This is a genomic window from Janthinobacterium sp. Mn2066, assembly GCF_049319705.1.
Lineage (GTDB): Bacteria > Pseudomonadota > Gammaproteobacteria > Burkholderiales > Burkholderiaceae_D > Janthinobacterium.
The window spans coordinates 310,717-326,630 of sequence record NZ_JBMOUF010000005.1 but is presented as its reverse complement, the minus strand read 5'-3'; the positions used below and the strand labels follow the sequence as shown (position 1 = coordinate 326,630).

Below are 15,914 nucleotides of genomic sequence, written 5' to 3'. Positions count from 1 at the left end.
ACCCATGCGCATCCTGCACATCCTCGACCATTCATTACCCCTGCACAGCGGCTACACCTTCCGCACCATCGCCATCCTGGGGCAGCAGCGCCGGCTGGGCTGGGAAACGGCGCAGTTGACCAGCGCAAAACAGGGGCGCACGGAAGCGGACGAGCAAGATGTCGATGGCTGGCATTTTTACCGCACGGCGCCCAGCCGCCGCTGGTGGACGCGCCTGCCCGTGCTGCGCCAGTACGGCGTGATCCTGGGCCTGGCGCAGCGTTTGCGCCAGCTGGCGCAGCAGCTGAAACCCGATATCCTGCACGCCCATTCGCCAGCCCTGAACGCCATCGCCGCCTTGAGCGTGGGCCGCGCGCTGGGCATCCCGGTAGTGTATGAAGTGCGCGCCTTCTGGGAAGATGCGGCCTCCGACCATGGCAGCAGCCGGCCCGGCGGTCTGCGCTACCGGCTGACGCGGGCGCTGGAAGACCATGCGCTGCGGCGCGCCGACGCGATTACCACCATCTGCGAAGGCTTGCGGCGCGACCTGTGCCGGCGCGGCGTGCCGCCACAAAAAATCACCGTGATTCCCAACGCCGTCGATACCGCCAGCTTCAAGGCAGCCAGCGATCCCGCCCTGGCCCGTGCGCTGGGCCTGGACGGCCACCCTGTGATCGGTTTCATCGGCTCGTTCTATGCCTACGAAGGCCTGGCCCTGCTGCTGCGCGCCATGCCGCGCATGCTGGCCGCGCAGCCGGCACTGCGATTGCTGCTGGCCGGCGGCGGTCCGCAGGAGCAGGCGCTGATCGCGCTGGCGCGTGAACTGGGCATCGCCGATCAGGTAATCTTCGCCGGCCGCGTGCCGCATGGCCAGGTAGCCGCCTATTATCAGCTGATCGACGTGCTCGTGTATCCGCGCCTGCCGATGCGTCTGACGGAACTGGTCACGCCATTAAAACCGCTCGAAGCGATGGCGCAGGGCTGCCTGGTGGCCGCTTCCGACGTGGGCGGCCACCGCGAGCTGATCACGCATGGCCAGACGGGCATGCTGTTTCGCGCCGGCGACGCCAATGCGCTGGCGCAGACGGTACTGAGCCTGCTGCTGACGCAGCACAGCTGGCCCGCCTTGCGCCGCAACGCCCGCGCCTGGGTGGAACAGGAGCGCAGCTGGGCCGGCAGCGTGCGCCGCTACTCCTCCGTGTATGCGCGCCTGGCGCTGGCGGCGGGCGGCGCGCCATGAAACTGGCCGGCTTGCGCATCGCGCTGGTGGGGCCGCTGCCGCCTCCGGCCGGCGGCATGGCCAATCAGACGCAGCAACTGGCGGCCCTGCTGCGGGCCGATGGCGCCAAGGTGGAACTGATGGCCGTCAACGGCCCCGTGCTGCCGCCGTGGCTGGCGCGCATCCGCTACCTGCGCGCCGCGCTGCGCCTGCCGTTGTACCTGTGGCGGCTGTGGCGGGCGGCCGATACGGTCGACCTGTTCCACGTCATGGCCAACTCGGGCTGGTCCTGGCATCTGCATGCGGCGCCCGCCCTGTGGATCGCCAGCCTCAAGGGTAAACCTGCCCTGCTCAATTACCGGGGCGGCGAAGCGGCGCGTTTTTTTGCCCGCTCGCCGCGCCTGCTCGCTATCAGCCTGCGCCGCGCCAGCGCCATCGTGGTGCCGTCGCGCTTCCTGGCCGACGTCTTCGAACAGTACGGCCATACGGCGCACGTCGTGCCCAATATCGTCGACATGGTCCGCTTTACTCCAGGCCCGCGCACCTCCACCCTGGGCGATGGCCCCGTGATCCTGGTGGCCCGCCACCTGGAAGCGCTGTACGACAACGCCAGCGCCGTGCGCGCATTTGCCATCGTCCACGCCCACTTTCCCGCCGCGCGCCTGGTGCTGGCCGGCGACGGCCCGCAACGGCAAGCATTGACGCGCCTGGCTTTGGAATTGAAGCTGCAGGTGCACTTCGCCGGCCATGTCGCCAACCACGCCATGCCGGCGCTGTACCAGGCGTGCGACGTGGTGCTCAATCCCAGCCTGGCCGACAATATGCCGATCTCGGTGCTGGAAGCGCAGGCCTGCGGCCGGCCCATCGTCAGCACCAACGTGGGCGGCATCCCGGCGCTGCTGCAAGACCAGGTCACGGCGCTGCTGGTGGCGCCCGGCGACAGCGGCGCCATGGCGGCGTCCATCCTGTCGCTATTGCGTGATCCGCAGCGCGCCCGCCAGCTGGCGCAAGCGGGCCTGGCGCAGGTGGCGCAGCATGACTGGCCGGCGATAGCGCCGCTGCTGCTGGCCCACTACCGGCGCATCCGCGCCACGCCGCGCCCCGGCGCCTACACGCGACTGGTGACACAATGGCTGTTTCCGCTGCATGAAATGTTAAAACGCCACCGCAGCACGTCCTTGCTGCGTGAGCTGGAACGTTCGCAATGGTGGAGTCCTGAACGCCTGCAAGCGGAGCAACTGGCCCGCCTGCGCACCCTGCTGTTGCACGCGGGTACGCACGTGCCGTATTACCAGGCGCTGTTTGCCCGCTGCGGCTTGGATCCCGCCCAGATAAACAGCCTGGCCGACCTGGCGCGGCTGCCGCTGCTGCGCAAGGCCGACATTGCCGCCGCCCGCGACAGCTTCAAGTCGGGCCAGGCGCTGGGCTTGCGGCCGTTTGCCACGGGCGGCTCCAGCGGCGAGCCGCTGCTGTTTTTCCTGGGCCGGCGCCGCATCAGCCACGATATCGCCGCCAAATGGCGCGCCACGCGCTGGTGGGGGGTGGATATCGGCGACCGCGAAGCCGTGCTGTGGGGCTCGCCGATCGAACTGCACGCGCAAGACCGCGTGCGCCGCCTGCGCGACTGGCTGCTGCGCAGCACCCTGCTACCCGCCTTCGCCATGTCGCCGGCCCGCATCGATGGTTATATCGCGCACCTGCGCCGCCTGCGTCCGCGCATGCTGTTCGGCTATCCATCGGCGCTGTGCCGCATCGCCAGCCACGCCCGCGCGCACGAAATTGCGCTCGACGGCATCGGCGTCAAGGTCGCTTTCGTCACCTCCGAACGCCTGTACGACGCGCAGCGCGAGCAGATCGCCAGCGCCTTCGGCTGCCAGGTGGCCAACGGCTACGGCGGGCGCGATGCGGGCTTCATCGCCCACGAATGCCCGGAAGGCGGCATGCATGTGACGGCCGAAGACATCATCCTGGAAATCGTCGACGCTGCCGGCCAACCGCTGCCCACCGGCAGCACGGGCGACATCGTCATCACCCACCTGGGCACCCAGGATTACCCCTTCATCCGCTACGCCACCGGCGACGTGGGCGCACTGGGCCCCAAACCCTGCGCCTGCGGACGCGGCTTGCCGCTGCTGCAAAAACTGGAAGGGCGCAGCACGGATTTTCTCACGGCGCAAGATGGCACCGTGATGCATGGCCTGGCGCTGGTCTACATCGTGCGCGAGCTGCCGCAGGTACGCAGTTTTAAAATAGTCCAGGAAAGCCTGCTGCTCACGCGCGTGCTGCTGGTCTGCCTGCCGCGCCTGGACGAAACCACGCGGACCCTGATCGTCACGGGCTTCCAGGCCAGGCTGGGGGCGCAGGTGACGATCGCCATCGAGGAAGTCGACGACATCGCGGCCGAAGCCTCGGGCAAATACAGCTATGTGATCAGCAAGGTGGCTTGACACCGTGCCAGCGCCCTACTACCAGCCCTATGGCGCTGGTTGGTTAGGTTTCCCATCATTGGCGCCGGCATCCCAGCCGATGTCTTGCACGGCGTAGCGCACCGGCTGCGACGGCAGCATCAGCATCGGCGCAGCAGTGCCTGCGCTGACCAGCACCTGATCGACGGGAATCGCGTCCTCTTCCTCGCCGGCCACGAAAGCCTGCACCAGGCGCATGCCGGATGCCGGCAGCAACTCTTGCGGCACCGGCGCCGTCTTGCGCTGCATGATCGTCAGCCAGTCGGGCCGGCCGCCAGCCTGCACGGTGGGCGGATGCACGACTTGCAGATCGACCGAACCGGCCAGCAAGCCCACCACCAGCGGCTGGCCGTGGCGCATCAGGACCATGGACTGGCCCTGCGCCTTGGGCGCCGCGATGGCATACAGGTCGGCGTCGGGGCGGTTCATCGGCAGCGACGAAAGCCCGGCCTGGTCGATCGTCAACGGGTCGATCCCCGTGACCCGCTTCAGGCGCTCGGCCATCATCGCCACCTTGCCGCCTTCGGCCGCGATCGGCCGTTCGGCGATATGGTGCTCGCCCACATACACCAGGATCTTCGCGCCCGGGTACTGCTTTAGCGCCCGCCGGATCAGGTTATCGGCCTGGTCCTGCTCGCGCTGGCCCTGCGCCTCGAGCGGGTCCTTGGCATAGTCGGTGCGCGTCGACTCGTACGCCACGGGCCGGTAGCCCAGCGCGAGCGACTGGCGGATAAAATCGGCAAACACCGGATCGTCCAGATAATAGCCGCTAGCCTGGCGCGGATAGCCATCGGCCGCCAGCTTCGCCATCCTGCTGAACGATGCGGCATCCTCGACGTCGCGTTTCAAGGCTTCGGCCGCCAGCACGGTATAGCCGAGCGGGCGCAAGGCGCGCGCCACTTCCAGCCCGAAGGCCCGGCCGCGGGGATCGAGGTGGTTTTCATCGAGGATGACGATGCTGGTTTCTTTTGCGCGCCGGACGATTTCGGGTATGGCGGCCACCGCGTCTGCCGTGCGCAGGTCGGCGACCTGTTCGGCGGGCACCTTGAAATCGGCGCCTTTCGCCGGGTTGAAGGTGGGCAGACCCGTCATGCAGGACATGACCTGCGCCCATTGATCGACCACGTCCGGGTCATCGATCTGCTCTATCCGCTGGACGCCCAGGCGCTTGAGCATGCCGAAGGTCGCGTCGAGGTATTTGCCATGCGATGCATCGCTGATCGATTGCTTGTAGGCTTCCAGCAAGATGTCGTTATCCAAATGCCTGATGGCATAAGTGGCAGCCGATGCGGGCGCAGTAGCAGAGCTTGTAGCGGGTGACTGGGCCGTCGCCGTCGTCGACATGATCGGTGCCGTGATGACGGCCAGGGCGGCAGTCATGGCTAACTTGAAACGCATATGGTCGTCCTATCGATGTGTATAGTGCAATCTCTCCAATTCTAGCAGCGGTGGTTTAATGTTGCATAGTATTAACAATATCCGCCCGTCCCGGCTGGCCTGGCATCCGCTCCGCCGTCAACAGTGGACGCTCATGCCCATCATAAAAACCGAACAAATTCCAGCATGACAAATCCGAGTGCGCGGTTTTATGTACAATGCCAGCCCTGTCATCACCATCCACAGGCCTCACCGTGAACCAACTACTCGCCATGCGGACCTTTGTGCGCGTCGTGGAAAACGGCTCGTTCAGCCGCACGGCCGACCAGCTGAGCTTGCCGCGCTCGACCGTCAGCAAACTCATCAGTGACCTGGAGCGGCACCTGGGCATCCGGCTGATGCAGCGCACCACGCGCGCCGTCGCGCCCACCTCGGACGGCCTCGAATACTATAGCCACGCTGCGCGCCTGATCGCCGAACTCGATTCTGTCGACACAGCTGCGCGCAGCAACAAGCTCAAGCCGGGCGGCCATTTGCGCATCGACGCGCCCGCCTCGTTCGCCAACTGCCTGCTGATTCCTGCCCTGCCCGACTTTCACCGGCTTTATCCGGACATCACCATCGCGCTGGGCATCAGCGACCGGGCCGTCAATATCGTGGGCGAAGGCGTCGACTGCGTGCTACGCGCAGGCAAGCTCGAGGAGCTGGGCATGATAGGCCGCAAGATCACCGACTTGCAATACATCACGTGCGCCGCGCCCGCCTACCTGGAACGCACGGGCACGCCGGCCACACCGCAGGATTTGCAGCAAGGCCATGTGCAGGCCGGCTACTTCTTTGCCGCCTCGGGCAAGCTCGATGCGCTGGTATTTGAACAGGGAAGCGAACGCCACACCCTGGCCAGCACGGTGTTTTCGACCAATGACGGCAATGGCTTGAAAGAAATGCTGCTGGCCGGGCTGGGCATCGGCCAGCACTTCCAGCGCGTGGTGCAACCGTACCTCGATGCAGGCCAGCTGGTGCAGGTCTTGCCGCAATGGTCGCGGCCCGCCATCCCCTTGCACGTGCTGTACCCGCCCAACCGCCATCAAAATGCGAGATTGAAAGTGTTTATCGACTGGCTGCTGCAAACCTACAGCGAGACGGCGCCCCTGTCCTGAAACTGGACAGGGGCGCCGTGGATGGGCGAATTACCCAAGAAAATTACCCAGGAAAGTTACTCAGGCAGAATCGCCGTCACGCGGATTTCAATCCGCATTTGCGGCAATCCCAGCGCGCTCACGCCCGTCTCCGTCCAGATCGGCGAATGATCGGGCATGTAATGGCGGTACAGGCGCGTCATGGTGGCATTGACTTCCGGCGGGAAACCACCCACGTGGTAGGAATTGACGTGCACCACATGTTCCCACGTCGCGCCCGCCGTCGCCAGGGTGCGGTCCAGGTTCTTGAAGGCCTGGGCGATCTCATCCTCAATGGATGCCGGGAAATTCAACTCATCGTCCCAGCCGCCCTGGCCAGACGTTTCCACGCGGTTGCCGATTTTTACGGCCTGCGAATAATGGAGTTCCTTTTGCAACAGCGGGCCATAACCGGGAGTGAGGAAAAATTCAGGCTTGCTCATGGTATTCCTTTGCGTGTTTAGTCTATACGATCATCAAAAAAGTTTCCGCATCCGGGCTTGCTGACTTGCCCGATGCCTGAAACTGATGAGCATCTTATTGAATTAAAACAAGCAACAACAGACCGCATTTACGCCATGACTATCCATACAGATAGACAATAAAATGCTTGCGATGAAGCATGCCGGCCTCACTTCGCACACCTTATCGAAAGCGTTGCAATGGGCTACACTGACGTTTCAATGACGGGGAGACAACATGGCATCACAGCAAGGCACGGTGGATTTTCTGCTGGACCAGATGGCGGGCGCGGGCGGCCTGAGCGCCAAGAAGATGTTTGGTGAATATGGGGTATATTGCGACGGCAAGATGTTCGCCATCGTGGCCGACGACCAGCTATTCATCAAGCCGACCGATGCCGGACGGGCATGGATCAGTGCGCAAGGCACGCTGCAGGAAGCGCCGCCCTACCCGCAAGCCAAGCCCTATTTCCTGATCGACGGCGAACTGTGGGACGAGCGCGACTGGCTGTCCCAGCTGGCACGGCGCACGGCCGATGCCTTGCCGGCACCGAAACCGAAAGCGCCGCCGAAAGCGCTGAAATAAGCTTTAGTTTGCGATTACTATTAACACTACTTCCCCCACAAGCAAAGACTGGGGGTCAGTCCCTGCGGGATCGGAATGCTCTCCACTGGAGAGCATTCCCCCGGCGGATCTGCCCCCGGCACTTCACTAGTCAGCCAGCACGCTATTGCCGCAAACCTTGCCCTGCCTGAAGCAGTCCAGGTTGTGATAGGTGATGGCGGCGATTTCGCGCAGGGCTTCGATGGTGAAGAAGCCCTGGTGGCCCGTGACCAGCACGTTGGGGAAGGTCATCAGGCGCTGGAAGATGTCGTCGTCGATGATGTCGGACGAGCGGTCCTGGAAGAACAGGCTGCTTTCCTGTTCGTAGACGTCGATGGCGAGCGAGCCGAGCTGGCGCGATTTGAGGGCGTCGATGACGGCACCCGTGTCGATCAGGCCGCCGCGCGAGGTGTTCACCAGCATGGCGCCCTTCTTCATCAGCGGCAAGGTGTCGGCGCTGATCATGTGGCGCGTGCTGTCCATCAGCGGGCAATGCAGCGAGACGATATCGGATTCGGCCAGCAGTTGCGGCAGTTCCGCCAGGGTTCCCAGGCCGTCGAAGGCCGGCGCCGGATATGGGTCGTGGCCCAGCACGCGGCAACCGAAACCTTTAAAAATGCGGGCCGTGGCCAGGCCGATCTTGCCCAGGCCGACGATGCCCACCGTCTTGCCGTGCAAGGTGGCACCGAGCAAGCCATCGAGGGCAAAATTGCCTTCGCGTACGCGGGCATAGGCGCGGTGCGTGTGGCGGTTCAAGGTTTGCACCAGCGCCAGGGTGTGCTCGGCCACGGCTTCCGGCGAATAGGCGGGCACGCGGGCGACGAAAAAGCCCAGGCGCTTGGCCGCGTCCAGGTCCAGGTTGTTGTAGCCGGCGCAGCGCAAGAGGATGGCGCGCACGCCGTAGCCGTGCAAGGCTTCCAGCACGGGTGCGTCCAGCACGTCGTTGACGAAGACGCAGATGGCGTCGGCGCCTTGCGCCAGGACCACGGTTTCCTGTTCCAGCAAGGCGCTGTGGTAAATCAGTTCGATGCCGGCGGCGTCCGGTTGCGATGGCAAGGCTTCGTCGAAGAAGCGGCGGTCGTAAGGCTGGCTGCCAAAAAAGGCGATTTTCATGGGGCGTCCCGGTTGAAGTGCGCAGGCAAAATTAATTGCCGCATGTCAAAACGCCATCATAACGCAAGCGTATGAGCGCACGCCACACACGACGTCAAGGCTTTACTCTTTTATGCGCGGTGCCGCCAGCGCAGCGCGCACGAAGGCCGTTTCTTCGGCATGCGCCTGGTGATAGCGGTCGCGCGCGGCCCGCATGGCGGCATGATGCAAGGCCAGGCTGGCAGGCATCAGCTCGATACCGAAATCGTCGGGTGGCAAAGGTTCACCGCCAAACAATCGCGCCAATATCATGTGGCCCACATTGTCGCGGTAATGCGAGGCTTCCCAGTAATACTGCATGGTGCGCTGGCCGCTCACTTGCGGGATGGTTTCGCTGGTGATGCTGTTGAAACCGGAAAAATCAAATACGCGCACATCGCAGCCCTGCCCGCGCTGATCCTGGGCCAGTTGCGCCAGGCTGGCTTGCCACCGTTCCATGGCGGGCCACTTGCCGCGCCAATACAGGGCATCCATGCTCAAAGCATGGGTGGGATTGATGTACAGGCGCAAGCGCGTGCCGCCACGGCACAGCCTGGCGACGCCGGTTTCAAACGCTTGCAGCGCGCTCGCCGTGGGTCCCAGGCCATCGGCGAACTCTTGCAGGCGCGGCTGCATGGCGCGCGCCGTGCCGATCCAGCCATAGCTGGGCTTGTCGATGCAGGACTGGTCGCGCTGGCCCTGCAAAGCCAGGCTGGACAGGCACACGCCGTCATAACTGCCGTTGAGGATGCGCCAGCTGTCGCGCGTCATGTCCAGCGTCAAGCCCCGCTTCAGGTTGAGCAGCGCGCGGCGGACAAAAAAGGCCGGGCCGCCGTCCGTCAGGCCCGGCTCCACGCCGGCCGAGCCCAGTTCCAGGGAAAACGAGGGCGCATCGATGCCCCATACCAGGGTATCGACATGGCTGACCCTGGCCGCATGGCTGGCCAGGCGCATGGCGTCGCCGATCGACGCGCCCGAGACCGCGCTATTAAATACCGTCAAGCCGCCAAACAGCGGCCGCACGGCCGTGGGCAAGCCGATTTCCGTGCGCGAATTACCGATGTAGACGACGGCCGGGCGGTAGCGGGCCACGGCATAGGTCTTGCCCCAGACGCTCAGTTTTTCATAGGTGGGCCGCAGGCGCTGCAGCAAGGGGCTGTCCCACTGGTGCAGCAGATACGGATCGATGCGGTAATTCAGGGCCGAGACAGCCGCCAGCGCGATCAGTACGCAGGCGCAAAACCAGGCAAGATAGCGGCGGGCGGCAGTATCCATGATCAGAATTGAAAGTAGAGAAATTCGCTGACCCGGTTCATGCCGAAGATGCAGGCGATGAACAAGACGGCCAGGCCCACGCTCCAGCGCCGCGTGGGCCGCCAGTTCAGCGTCCAGCGGCCGGCAGGTTGAAATATCCTTTCAATCGCAGGCTGGTAGTGACAGAATATTTCTTGCGTATTGGGCGCCTTGAAAGCCAGCAGCATGGCGCCCAGCAAGATCGGCAAGCCGGGCCCGGCCAGTTCGATCCAGCGGATGCCATCGAACGCGGGATGCATGCCCCAGGCCGCCAGCAAGGCCCCCTGCCCGACCAGCCCCCGTGGCAGGCTGACGCCGTTGGCGCCGAACAGTGCGCCGAGGATATCCCAGGCGGTGGCCACGTCGGGGGCGCGGAAGAAAATCCAGGCCAGCATGACGGCAAAAAAGGTCAGCAGGCCAGGCCACCAGCGCCCTGCTTGTGCCGCGCCAAACAGGTGGCGCCAGGCTTGCTGCAGCACCAGATACAGGCCGTGCAAGCCACCCCAGATGATAAACGTCCAGCCGGCGCCGTGCCACAGGCCGCCCAGCAGCATGGTCAGCATCAGGTTACGGTAGCGCAAGACAGCGCCACGGCGGCTGCCGCCCAGCGCGATGTACAGGTAGTCGCGCAGGAAACGCGACAAGGTCATGTGCCAGCGGCGCCAGAAGTCGGCGATATTGGCCGCCTTGTATGGCGAATTGAAGTTCAGCGGCAGCTTGACGCCAAACAGGCGCGACAGGCCGATGGCCATGTCGGAGTAAGCGGAAAAGTCAAAGTACAGCTGGAAGGTGTAGGCCAGCACGCCTATCCAGGCCTCGATCAGGGTCGGTTCGGCGCCCGCTGCAAAGATGGGCATGGCCAGCGGCGACAAATTGTCGGCAATCAGCACTTTCTTGGCCAGCCCCACCACGAAGATCGACAGGCCGATGGCGAAGTTGGCCGCGTGCGGCCGGCTGTTGGCCGGGTCGGCAAATTGCGGCATCATGTCGCGGTGGTGCAGCACGGGGCCGGCGATCAGGTGGGGGAAATAGCTGACGAACAGCAGGTAGTGAATAAAACGGTATTCGCGCACTTCGCCCCGGTAGCAATCGACCAGAAAGGCGATCTGCGTAAAGGTAAAAAAAGAGATGCCGATCGGCAGCAGTATCTGCCAATCGGCCCAGTGCAGGCCGGCCGCCGCATTGACGCTATCGATAAAGAAATTCGCGTATTTATAGTAGGCCAGCAGCGCCAGGTTCACGGCCAGCGCCAGCACCAGCAGACGCTTGCGCGCCGCTCCCGTGCCAGCGGCGATCCAGCGGCCGGCCGTGTAGTTGAGACAGATCGAGGCCAGCAGCAGCGGCAGGTAACGCCATTCCCACCAGGCATAGAAAAACAGCGAAGCGGCCGCCAGCCAGGCAGCCGGCGCACGGCTGCGCCAGCCCGCTGGCCGATGGCGGCCCAGCCGCCCCAGCAAAAAGTAGCCGGCCAGCACCAGCGGCAGATAAGCAAACAGGAAGCCAAACGAGTTAAACAACATGGCGCCTCCTGCCCGGCCCGGCCAGGGCGCTGCGTGCACCAGCGCCAGCCTGCAAGCCGAAATAACAATCGGCGATCTGGCAAGCGACCCGGTCCCAGGTAAATTGTTCCACCAGCGCCTGCACGGCGGCCCGTTCGGGGCGCTGCGCCACCAGTTGCTCGATAGCTTGCCTTTGCGCCTGGCCATCGTCCCAGGACACCTTGCGCAATGCAAACGCGGAAGCGGGCAAGTCGAGCGCGCTTTGCGCCGTCATCACCACGGGCGTGCCGGCCGCCAGCGCTTCGAGCACGGACAAGGGAAACACTTCGCCCTGGCTGGGCAAGGCGACCACAGCCGCCGCATGGTAGGCGCTGGCCAGCAGCGGGTCGGCATGGTCGAGCGGCCCCAGCCAGCTAACATGGGGCAAGGCCAGCAATTGCTGCAGATACGCCCTGTCGGCACGCGGTGCGGCGCCGATCAGCACCACGGGCAAGCCGCTGCCGGCCAGCGCCTGCGCCAGTCCCAGCTGGTTTTTATAGGCAGAAATACTGCCGACCATCAACACGAATGGCCGTTCCAAGCCGGTTTCACGCCGGAACAGATCGCTATTGGCCGTAAAAAAATGCGGGTTGATACCGTTGGGGAAGACTTTGATCTTGCTCTCGCTCAGGTCGAAACCATGGACGATGGCCGTGCGCTCCGCCTCGCCCAGCGCGATCACCAGGCTGGCCAGCTGCAAGGCCCGCTTGCTCTGGGCGTAGCTGGTTTGCACCATCCAGTCCGTCAAGCGGCCCGCCAGCCGGTCGGCCAGCCGGGCGCGCCAGGCGGCGGCCCGGTTCCAGCCCGGCGACAGCAGCGGCGACAGCACCACCGGCAAGCCCAGTTCGCAGGCCATTTCCACGATGCGGTAATTGCCGTTCGCACATGAAAAGACGTGGATCAGGTCATAGTCGCCGAGCCGGCCGTGGTTGGCGTCCACCAGTTGCACCTGCAGGTAGCGCGGCGCGCACGGCACCACACGGTTCAGGGCAGCAACGGTTTCGCGCACCTGTATCTGCAGGCCGCCGTCACGCTGAAACAGCATCGGGTAAGACAAAATGCCGACACGCATGGACATCCTTTCAGCTGGTTCAGTGTGATCTGGTCGCAAACAGACGGCCCGTCAGCTTGCGCTGCAACAACAGGAACTCGGTGGCGATATCATGTTTCAGCAAAAAGACGCCGGCGATCCAGCAAGCCAGCATGGCCAGCGCCGTGACGGCCAGCGCCAGCAGCGGCGTCACGTGCGGATGCCATACCAGCATGCTCAGCGGTGGCGCCGCCGTCAGCACGCACAAGGCCATGCTCTTGCGCAAGGTCTGCAACAGCACACGCCAATCCAGGCCGTTCAAGCGCCGCAAACAGCGGTAAATCAGCCAGCAGCGCAAGAAGGCGCTGATCACCACGGCCCACGCCACCGCCAGCAGACCGAACGGTGCAGCTCCCAGCAAGACCGCCACCCGCAACAGCCCGGCCCAGGCGTCCAGCCTGGCCTGGGCCCGCATCTGCCCCGTCGCCACGAACAGATAGCGGGCCATGCTGAACATGCTAAGCAGTGCCGCCGACAGACACATGATGCTGATCAAGGGCGCACAGGCGCTCCATTGTTCGCCGTATAACACCTTGACCAAAGGCAAGGCCATGCACGCCAGGAAAAGGAAAAACGGCCACGACAGCGCCGTCATGCAACTGATGGTGCGCAAGTAAACGGGCACGGCCCCTCCCTCCTCGCGATTATCGCGATTACGCAGTGCAAACAGGGGAAACACCACGGGAGAAATGGCGCTGGTAATGGCCTGGTTAAAAATGCCGAGCATGCTTTGCGCCTTGCCGAACAGGGCCAGGCTTTCGACATCGATCATCTTGCCGATGATCAGGTCGGGCGCCACCAGCCCTGCTTCGTCCACCAGGCCGCCCCCGGTCGTATAGGCGCCAAAAGTGATGATGGCTTTCATGCCGCGCCGCGATGGCAGCCACGGCAATTCGGGGGGACGCACCACCAGGCTGGTCAGCAAGGACGCCAGCGAACCGGCCAGCACGGCGCCCACCAGGCTCATGTAACTGCAACCGAGCAGCGCCAGGCTCACGCCGACCACCATATTGCTCACACTATTGGCCGCGTTGATGGCATAGATGGCGCGAAAACGCAGTTGCCGCCGCAACATGGGCAAGGTCAAGGCGCTGAAAGGGATCAGCAGGAAATTGATAGCCAGCAGTTGCAGCACCAGCTTGAGCCGAGGTTCCTCGTAGAAATGCGCCAAGGGCCCGCTGGCGATCAGCACCAGCGCCGCCAGCAGCCAGGCCACGATCAGGCTGGTGCCCAGGGCGGCGCGCAGCTTGTCCATGTCGAGCATCTTTTCCTGGATCAGATATTGCCCCACGCCAAAATCGCGCACCACCTGGGCCAGCGCCATCAGCACCGCGCCCAGCGAATACACGCCCACCTCGGCCGGGGTCAACAGGCGCGACAGCACCATGGTCGCTACCGTGCCCAGTAGCAGCACCGTATATTTCTCGGCAAAGGAAAAGAGCAAGGAATGTTGTGTCGCGTTCATGGCGATGCTAGACCAGCCCTGCATAAAAGCTGCGCAATTGCTGCTCCAGCCGCTGCATGGAATACCGCTGTTCCGCCTCGATCCTGGCCCGCCGTCCCATCTCGGTGCGCCTGGGGGTATCCTGCAGCAAGCCCGCCACAGCGTCGCAAGCGGCGTGGGCATCATCGAGCGGCAGCAGCAGGCCGCCGCAGCTGCCACGCAAAATATCGGCCGTGCCTGGCACATCGGTGCCCACCGCCGGCACGCCGCAGGCCATGGCTTCGATGGTGGAAATACCAAAACCTTCGTTTTTACTGAGCAGCAAATGCAGGTCGAAGGCGGGCATCAGCAAATCGACGCGCTGCTGGAAGCCGGTAAATATCACGTAGCCGCCCAGTCCGGCCGCCTGCACTTGTTGCCGCAGCATCGCTTCCAGCGGACCGGCGCCGGCCAGCACCAGATACAGCCCGGGGAAGCGCGGCCGCAGGCGCAGAAACAGGAGCAGCAGTTCCTGCGGCCGCTTTTGCGCTGACAGCCGCGCCACCGAACCGATCACCAGCGCGTCTTGCGGCACGCCCAGACGCCGGCGGGCTTGCTCGCGCCGGGCGGGCGAGACGATAAAACGGTCCGTATCGACCCCGTTCGGGATCACGGCCAGCCGCGTGCCGGGCGCCAGCCAGTCGCGGTAGAGCGCCAGAAAATGTTGCATGGACGATAGCGAGACGGCGTAGACGCCCTTTACGCTGCGAAACGCGTCGCGCATCAAGGGCTGCTGCCAGGCACTGAGGCTTTCCAGCGGGAAGGCATTGTGCACGCTGATCACGGTGGGCAGGCGGCATTGCCTGGCTTGCCACAGGATCGACGCGCCATAGGTGGTCCAGCAAAACGCCACGTGCACCAGGTCGGGCCGGTAGCGCCGCAGCCGCCAGGCGCCCAGCAGCCTGGCGCGCAGCAGATTGAGCCGCCGCCAGGCCCAGTGCTCGATGAACAGCGGCGGTTCGTAGATGCTGACCCGCAACTGCTCCGCCTTCAGCCCCTGCGCCCAGGCGTGAAATCCGGGAAAGCGCCGCAGCGCCAGCATGCTGTGGTAGCCGGCCGCATCCAGCACGCGCGCCTCCTGCGCCATGCGCAGCTCCATGCCGCCCAGTTCGCCTGAATAACTGCTGATCATGATGCGGGGTAGCCGTTTGCGCCGCCCACGCCAGGTTTCATGGAAAAAACCGCGCAAGGAAGCCATTTCCCAGCGCCGCTGGAACAGGGATTGCTGGTCGCGTCGCAAGCAGTCGAGCACGCTGCCGGCCAGGTGGCAGGCATACAGTCCCAGCATCCAGCGGGGCACGCCCAGCCATTCCACCGTTTGTTCGGGCACTTGCAGCCGGCATTTGCCGCGTCCGAACAGATAGGCACGGCGCACCACCCAGGCCATCTCCACCTGATGCGCACGGATAATGTGGAATACCCTGGCCTGCGGACAAAACCAGGGCAGATGGCCGGCCTGGTACATCTGCAGGTTCAGGCGGGTTTCACTGCCCATGGCGTAACTGGCGCCTTTCGGGCCGATGCTTTCGTCATAGCGGGCGCCCAGTTCGAACATGCGGCGCCGGATCGCCATGTTGGCGCCCCACACCAGGCCGGGATAGACGGGGCCGTCGCGCAGCGCGGGGCTGGTCACGCCCCAGGTCAAGCCTTCGGGCGTCAGGCGCCACAGCCATGGCGCGGGAGGCACCCGCCAGGCAGGCACGATGGCGCCGCCGAACAGGGCGCGGCCAGGATGGACCCGTGCGCAATCGGCCAGGCGGCACAGCCAGTCGCGGGCGGGGATGGCGTCATCGTCGCCAAACACGAACAGCTCGCTGCCATCGCCGGCCACACGCAAGGCGTGCGCCACGGCCCCGTTCAAGGCGGCGCTCCTGCCGCGCCGCGCCACTTGCACCACGCTCAGCGGCAAGCGCCCGTGGAACTGCGCCAGTACGGCGGCCGTGCCGTCTGTGCTGCCATTGTCGGCCACGATCAGGCGCCAGCCACCGGGCGGCGCCAGCAAGCGAATGTAGGCGCCCAGCACTTCGGGCAAGGTGGTCTCGCCATTGTAGGTAGGCATGAGAACGGTCAACAAGGGCGCGCCTCCTTCGTCTTAC

Annotated in this window: 12 protein-coding genes; 4 read left to right on the top strand and 8 right to left on the bottom strand. The window is 64.6% G+C overall.

What is annotated here, in order from left to right; all coding sequences use genetic code 11:
- The first annotated feature begins 4 nt into the window (after nucleotides 1–4).
- Both ACL9RI_RS11955 and ACL9RI_RS11950 read left to right on the top strand, forming a co-directional pair.
- The gene (locus ACL9RI_RS11955) at nucleotides 5–1,219 is read left to right on the top strand and encodes a TIGR04063 family PEP-CTERM/XrtA system glycosyltransferase (protein WP_422726789.1); all 1,215 of its coding nucleotides are present in this window, start codon (nucleotides 5–7) and stop codon (nucleotides 1,217–1,219) included.
- Nucleotides 1,216–3,645, top strand: a complete 2,430-nt coding sequence (locus tag ACL9RI_RS11950; RefSeq protein ID WP_422726788.1) for a glycosyltransferase — start codon at nucleotides 1,216–1,218, stop codon at nucleotides 3,643–3,645. Before ACL9RI_RS11955 ends, ACL9RI_RS11950 begins: the two co-directional genes overlap by 4 nt.
- Nucleotides 3,646–3,672: 27 nt before the next feature.
- On the opposite strand, the gene ACL9RI_RS11945 is transcribed toward ACL9RI_RS11950, so the two are convergent.
- Nucleotides 3,673–5,061 carry a hypothetical protein gene (locus tag ACL9RI_RS11945; protein ID WP_422726787.1) on the bottom strand — a complete coding sequence of 463 codons (1,389 nt, stop codon included), beginning with the start codon at nucleotides 5,059–5,061 and terminating at the stop codon, nucleotides 3,673–3,675.
- Between the two features lie 233 nt (nucleotides 5,062–5,294).
- Here ACL9RI_RS11945 and ACL9RI_RS11940 point away from each other — a divergent pair, with 233 nt between their 5' ends.
- Nucleotides 5,295–6,200 (top strand): LysR substrate-binding domain-containing protein, encoded by a 906-nt coding sequence (locus ACL9RI_RS11940; protein ID WP_422726786.1) that lies wholly within the window; start codon nucleotides 5,295–5,297, stop codon nucleotides 6,198–6,200.
- 56 nt (nucleotides 6,201–6,256) lie between these two features.
- Here the strand turns inward: ACL9RI_RS11940 and ACL9RI_RS11935 are convergent, their stop codons facing one another.
- On the bottom strand, nucleotides 6,257–6,661 hold the full coding sequence (locus ACL9RI_RS11935) for a RidA family protein (protein ID WP_422726785.1): 405 nt from the start codon (nucleotides 6,659–6,661) through the stop codon (nucleotides 6,257–6,259).
- A gap of 256 nt (nucleotides 6,662–6,917) precedes the next feature.
- Here ACL9RI_RS11935 and ACL9RI_RS11930 point away from each other — a divergent pair, with 256 nt between their 5' ends.
- Nucleotides 6,918–7,265 carry a TfoX/Sxy family protein gene (locus tag ACL9RI_RS11930; RefSeq protein ID WP_422726784.1) on the top strand — a complete coding sequence of 116 codons (348 nt, stop codon included), beginning with the start codon at nucleotides 6,918–6,920 and terminating at the stop codon, nucleotides 7,263–7,265.
- 126 nt (nucleotides 7,266–7,391) lie between these two features.
- On the opposite strand, the gene ACL9RI_RS11925 is transcribed toward ACL9RI_RS11930, so the two are convergent.
- From ACL9RI_RS11925 to ACL9RI_RS11900, 6 genes are all read right to left on the bottom strand, one after another.
- A complete protein-coding gene (locus tag ACL9RI_RS11925; RefSeq protein ID WP_422726783.1) occupies nucleotides 7,392–8,396 on the bottom strand; it encodes a 2-hydroxyacid dehydrogenase in 1,005 nt (334 codons plus the stop codon).
- 102 nt (nucleotides 8,397–8,498) lie between these two features.
- Nucleotides 8,499–9,689 carry a hypothetical protein gene (locus tag ACL9RI_RS11920; protein WP_422726782.1) on the bottom strand — a complete coding sequence of 397 codons (1,191 nt, stop codon included), beginning with the start codon at nucleotides 9,687–9,689 and terminating at the stop codon, nucleotides 8,499–8,501.
- Nucleotides 9,690–9,691: 2 nt separating this feature from the next.
- Entirely contained in the window at nucleotides 9,692–11,227 is a 1,536-nt protein-coding gene (locus ACL9RI_RS11915; RefSeq protein WP_422726781.1) for an MBOAT family O-acyltransferase, read from the bottom strand.
- Nucleotides 11,217–12,317, bottom strand: a complete 1,101-nt coding sequence (locus ACL9RI_RS11910) for a glycosyltransferase (protein ID WP_422726780.1) — start codon at nucleotides 12,315–12,317, stop codon at nucleotides 11,217–11,219. Before ACL9RI_RS11910 ends, ACL9RI_RS11915 begins: the two co-directional genes overlap by 11 nt.
- 19 nt (nucleotides 12,318–12,336) lie before the next feature.
- Nucleotides 12,337–13,800: a lipopolysaccharide biosynthesis protein gene (locus ACL9RI_RS11905; protein WP_422726779.1), complete on the bottom strand. Its 1,464-nt coding sequence runs from the start codon at nucleotides 13,798–13,800 to the stop codon at nucleotides 12,337–12,339.
- A gap of 7 nt (nucleotides 13,801–13,807) precedes the next feature.
- Nucleotides 13,808–15,892 carry a glycosyltransferase gene (locus ACL9RI_RS11900; protein ID WP_422726778.1) on the bottom strand — a complete coding sequence of 695 codons (2,085 nt, stop codon included), beginning with the start codon at nucleotides 15,890–15,892 and terminating at the stop codon, nucleotides 13,808–13,810.
- Nucleotides 15,893–15,914 lie beyond the last annotated feature (22 nt).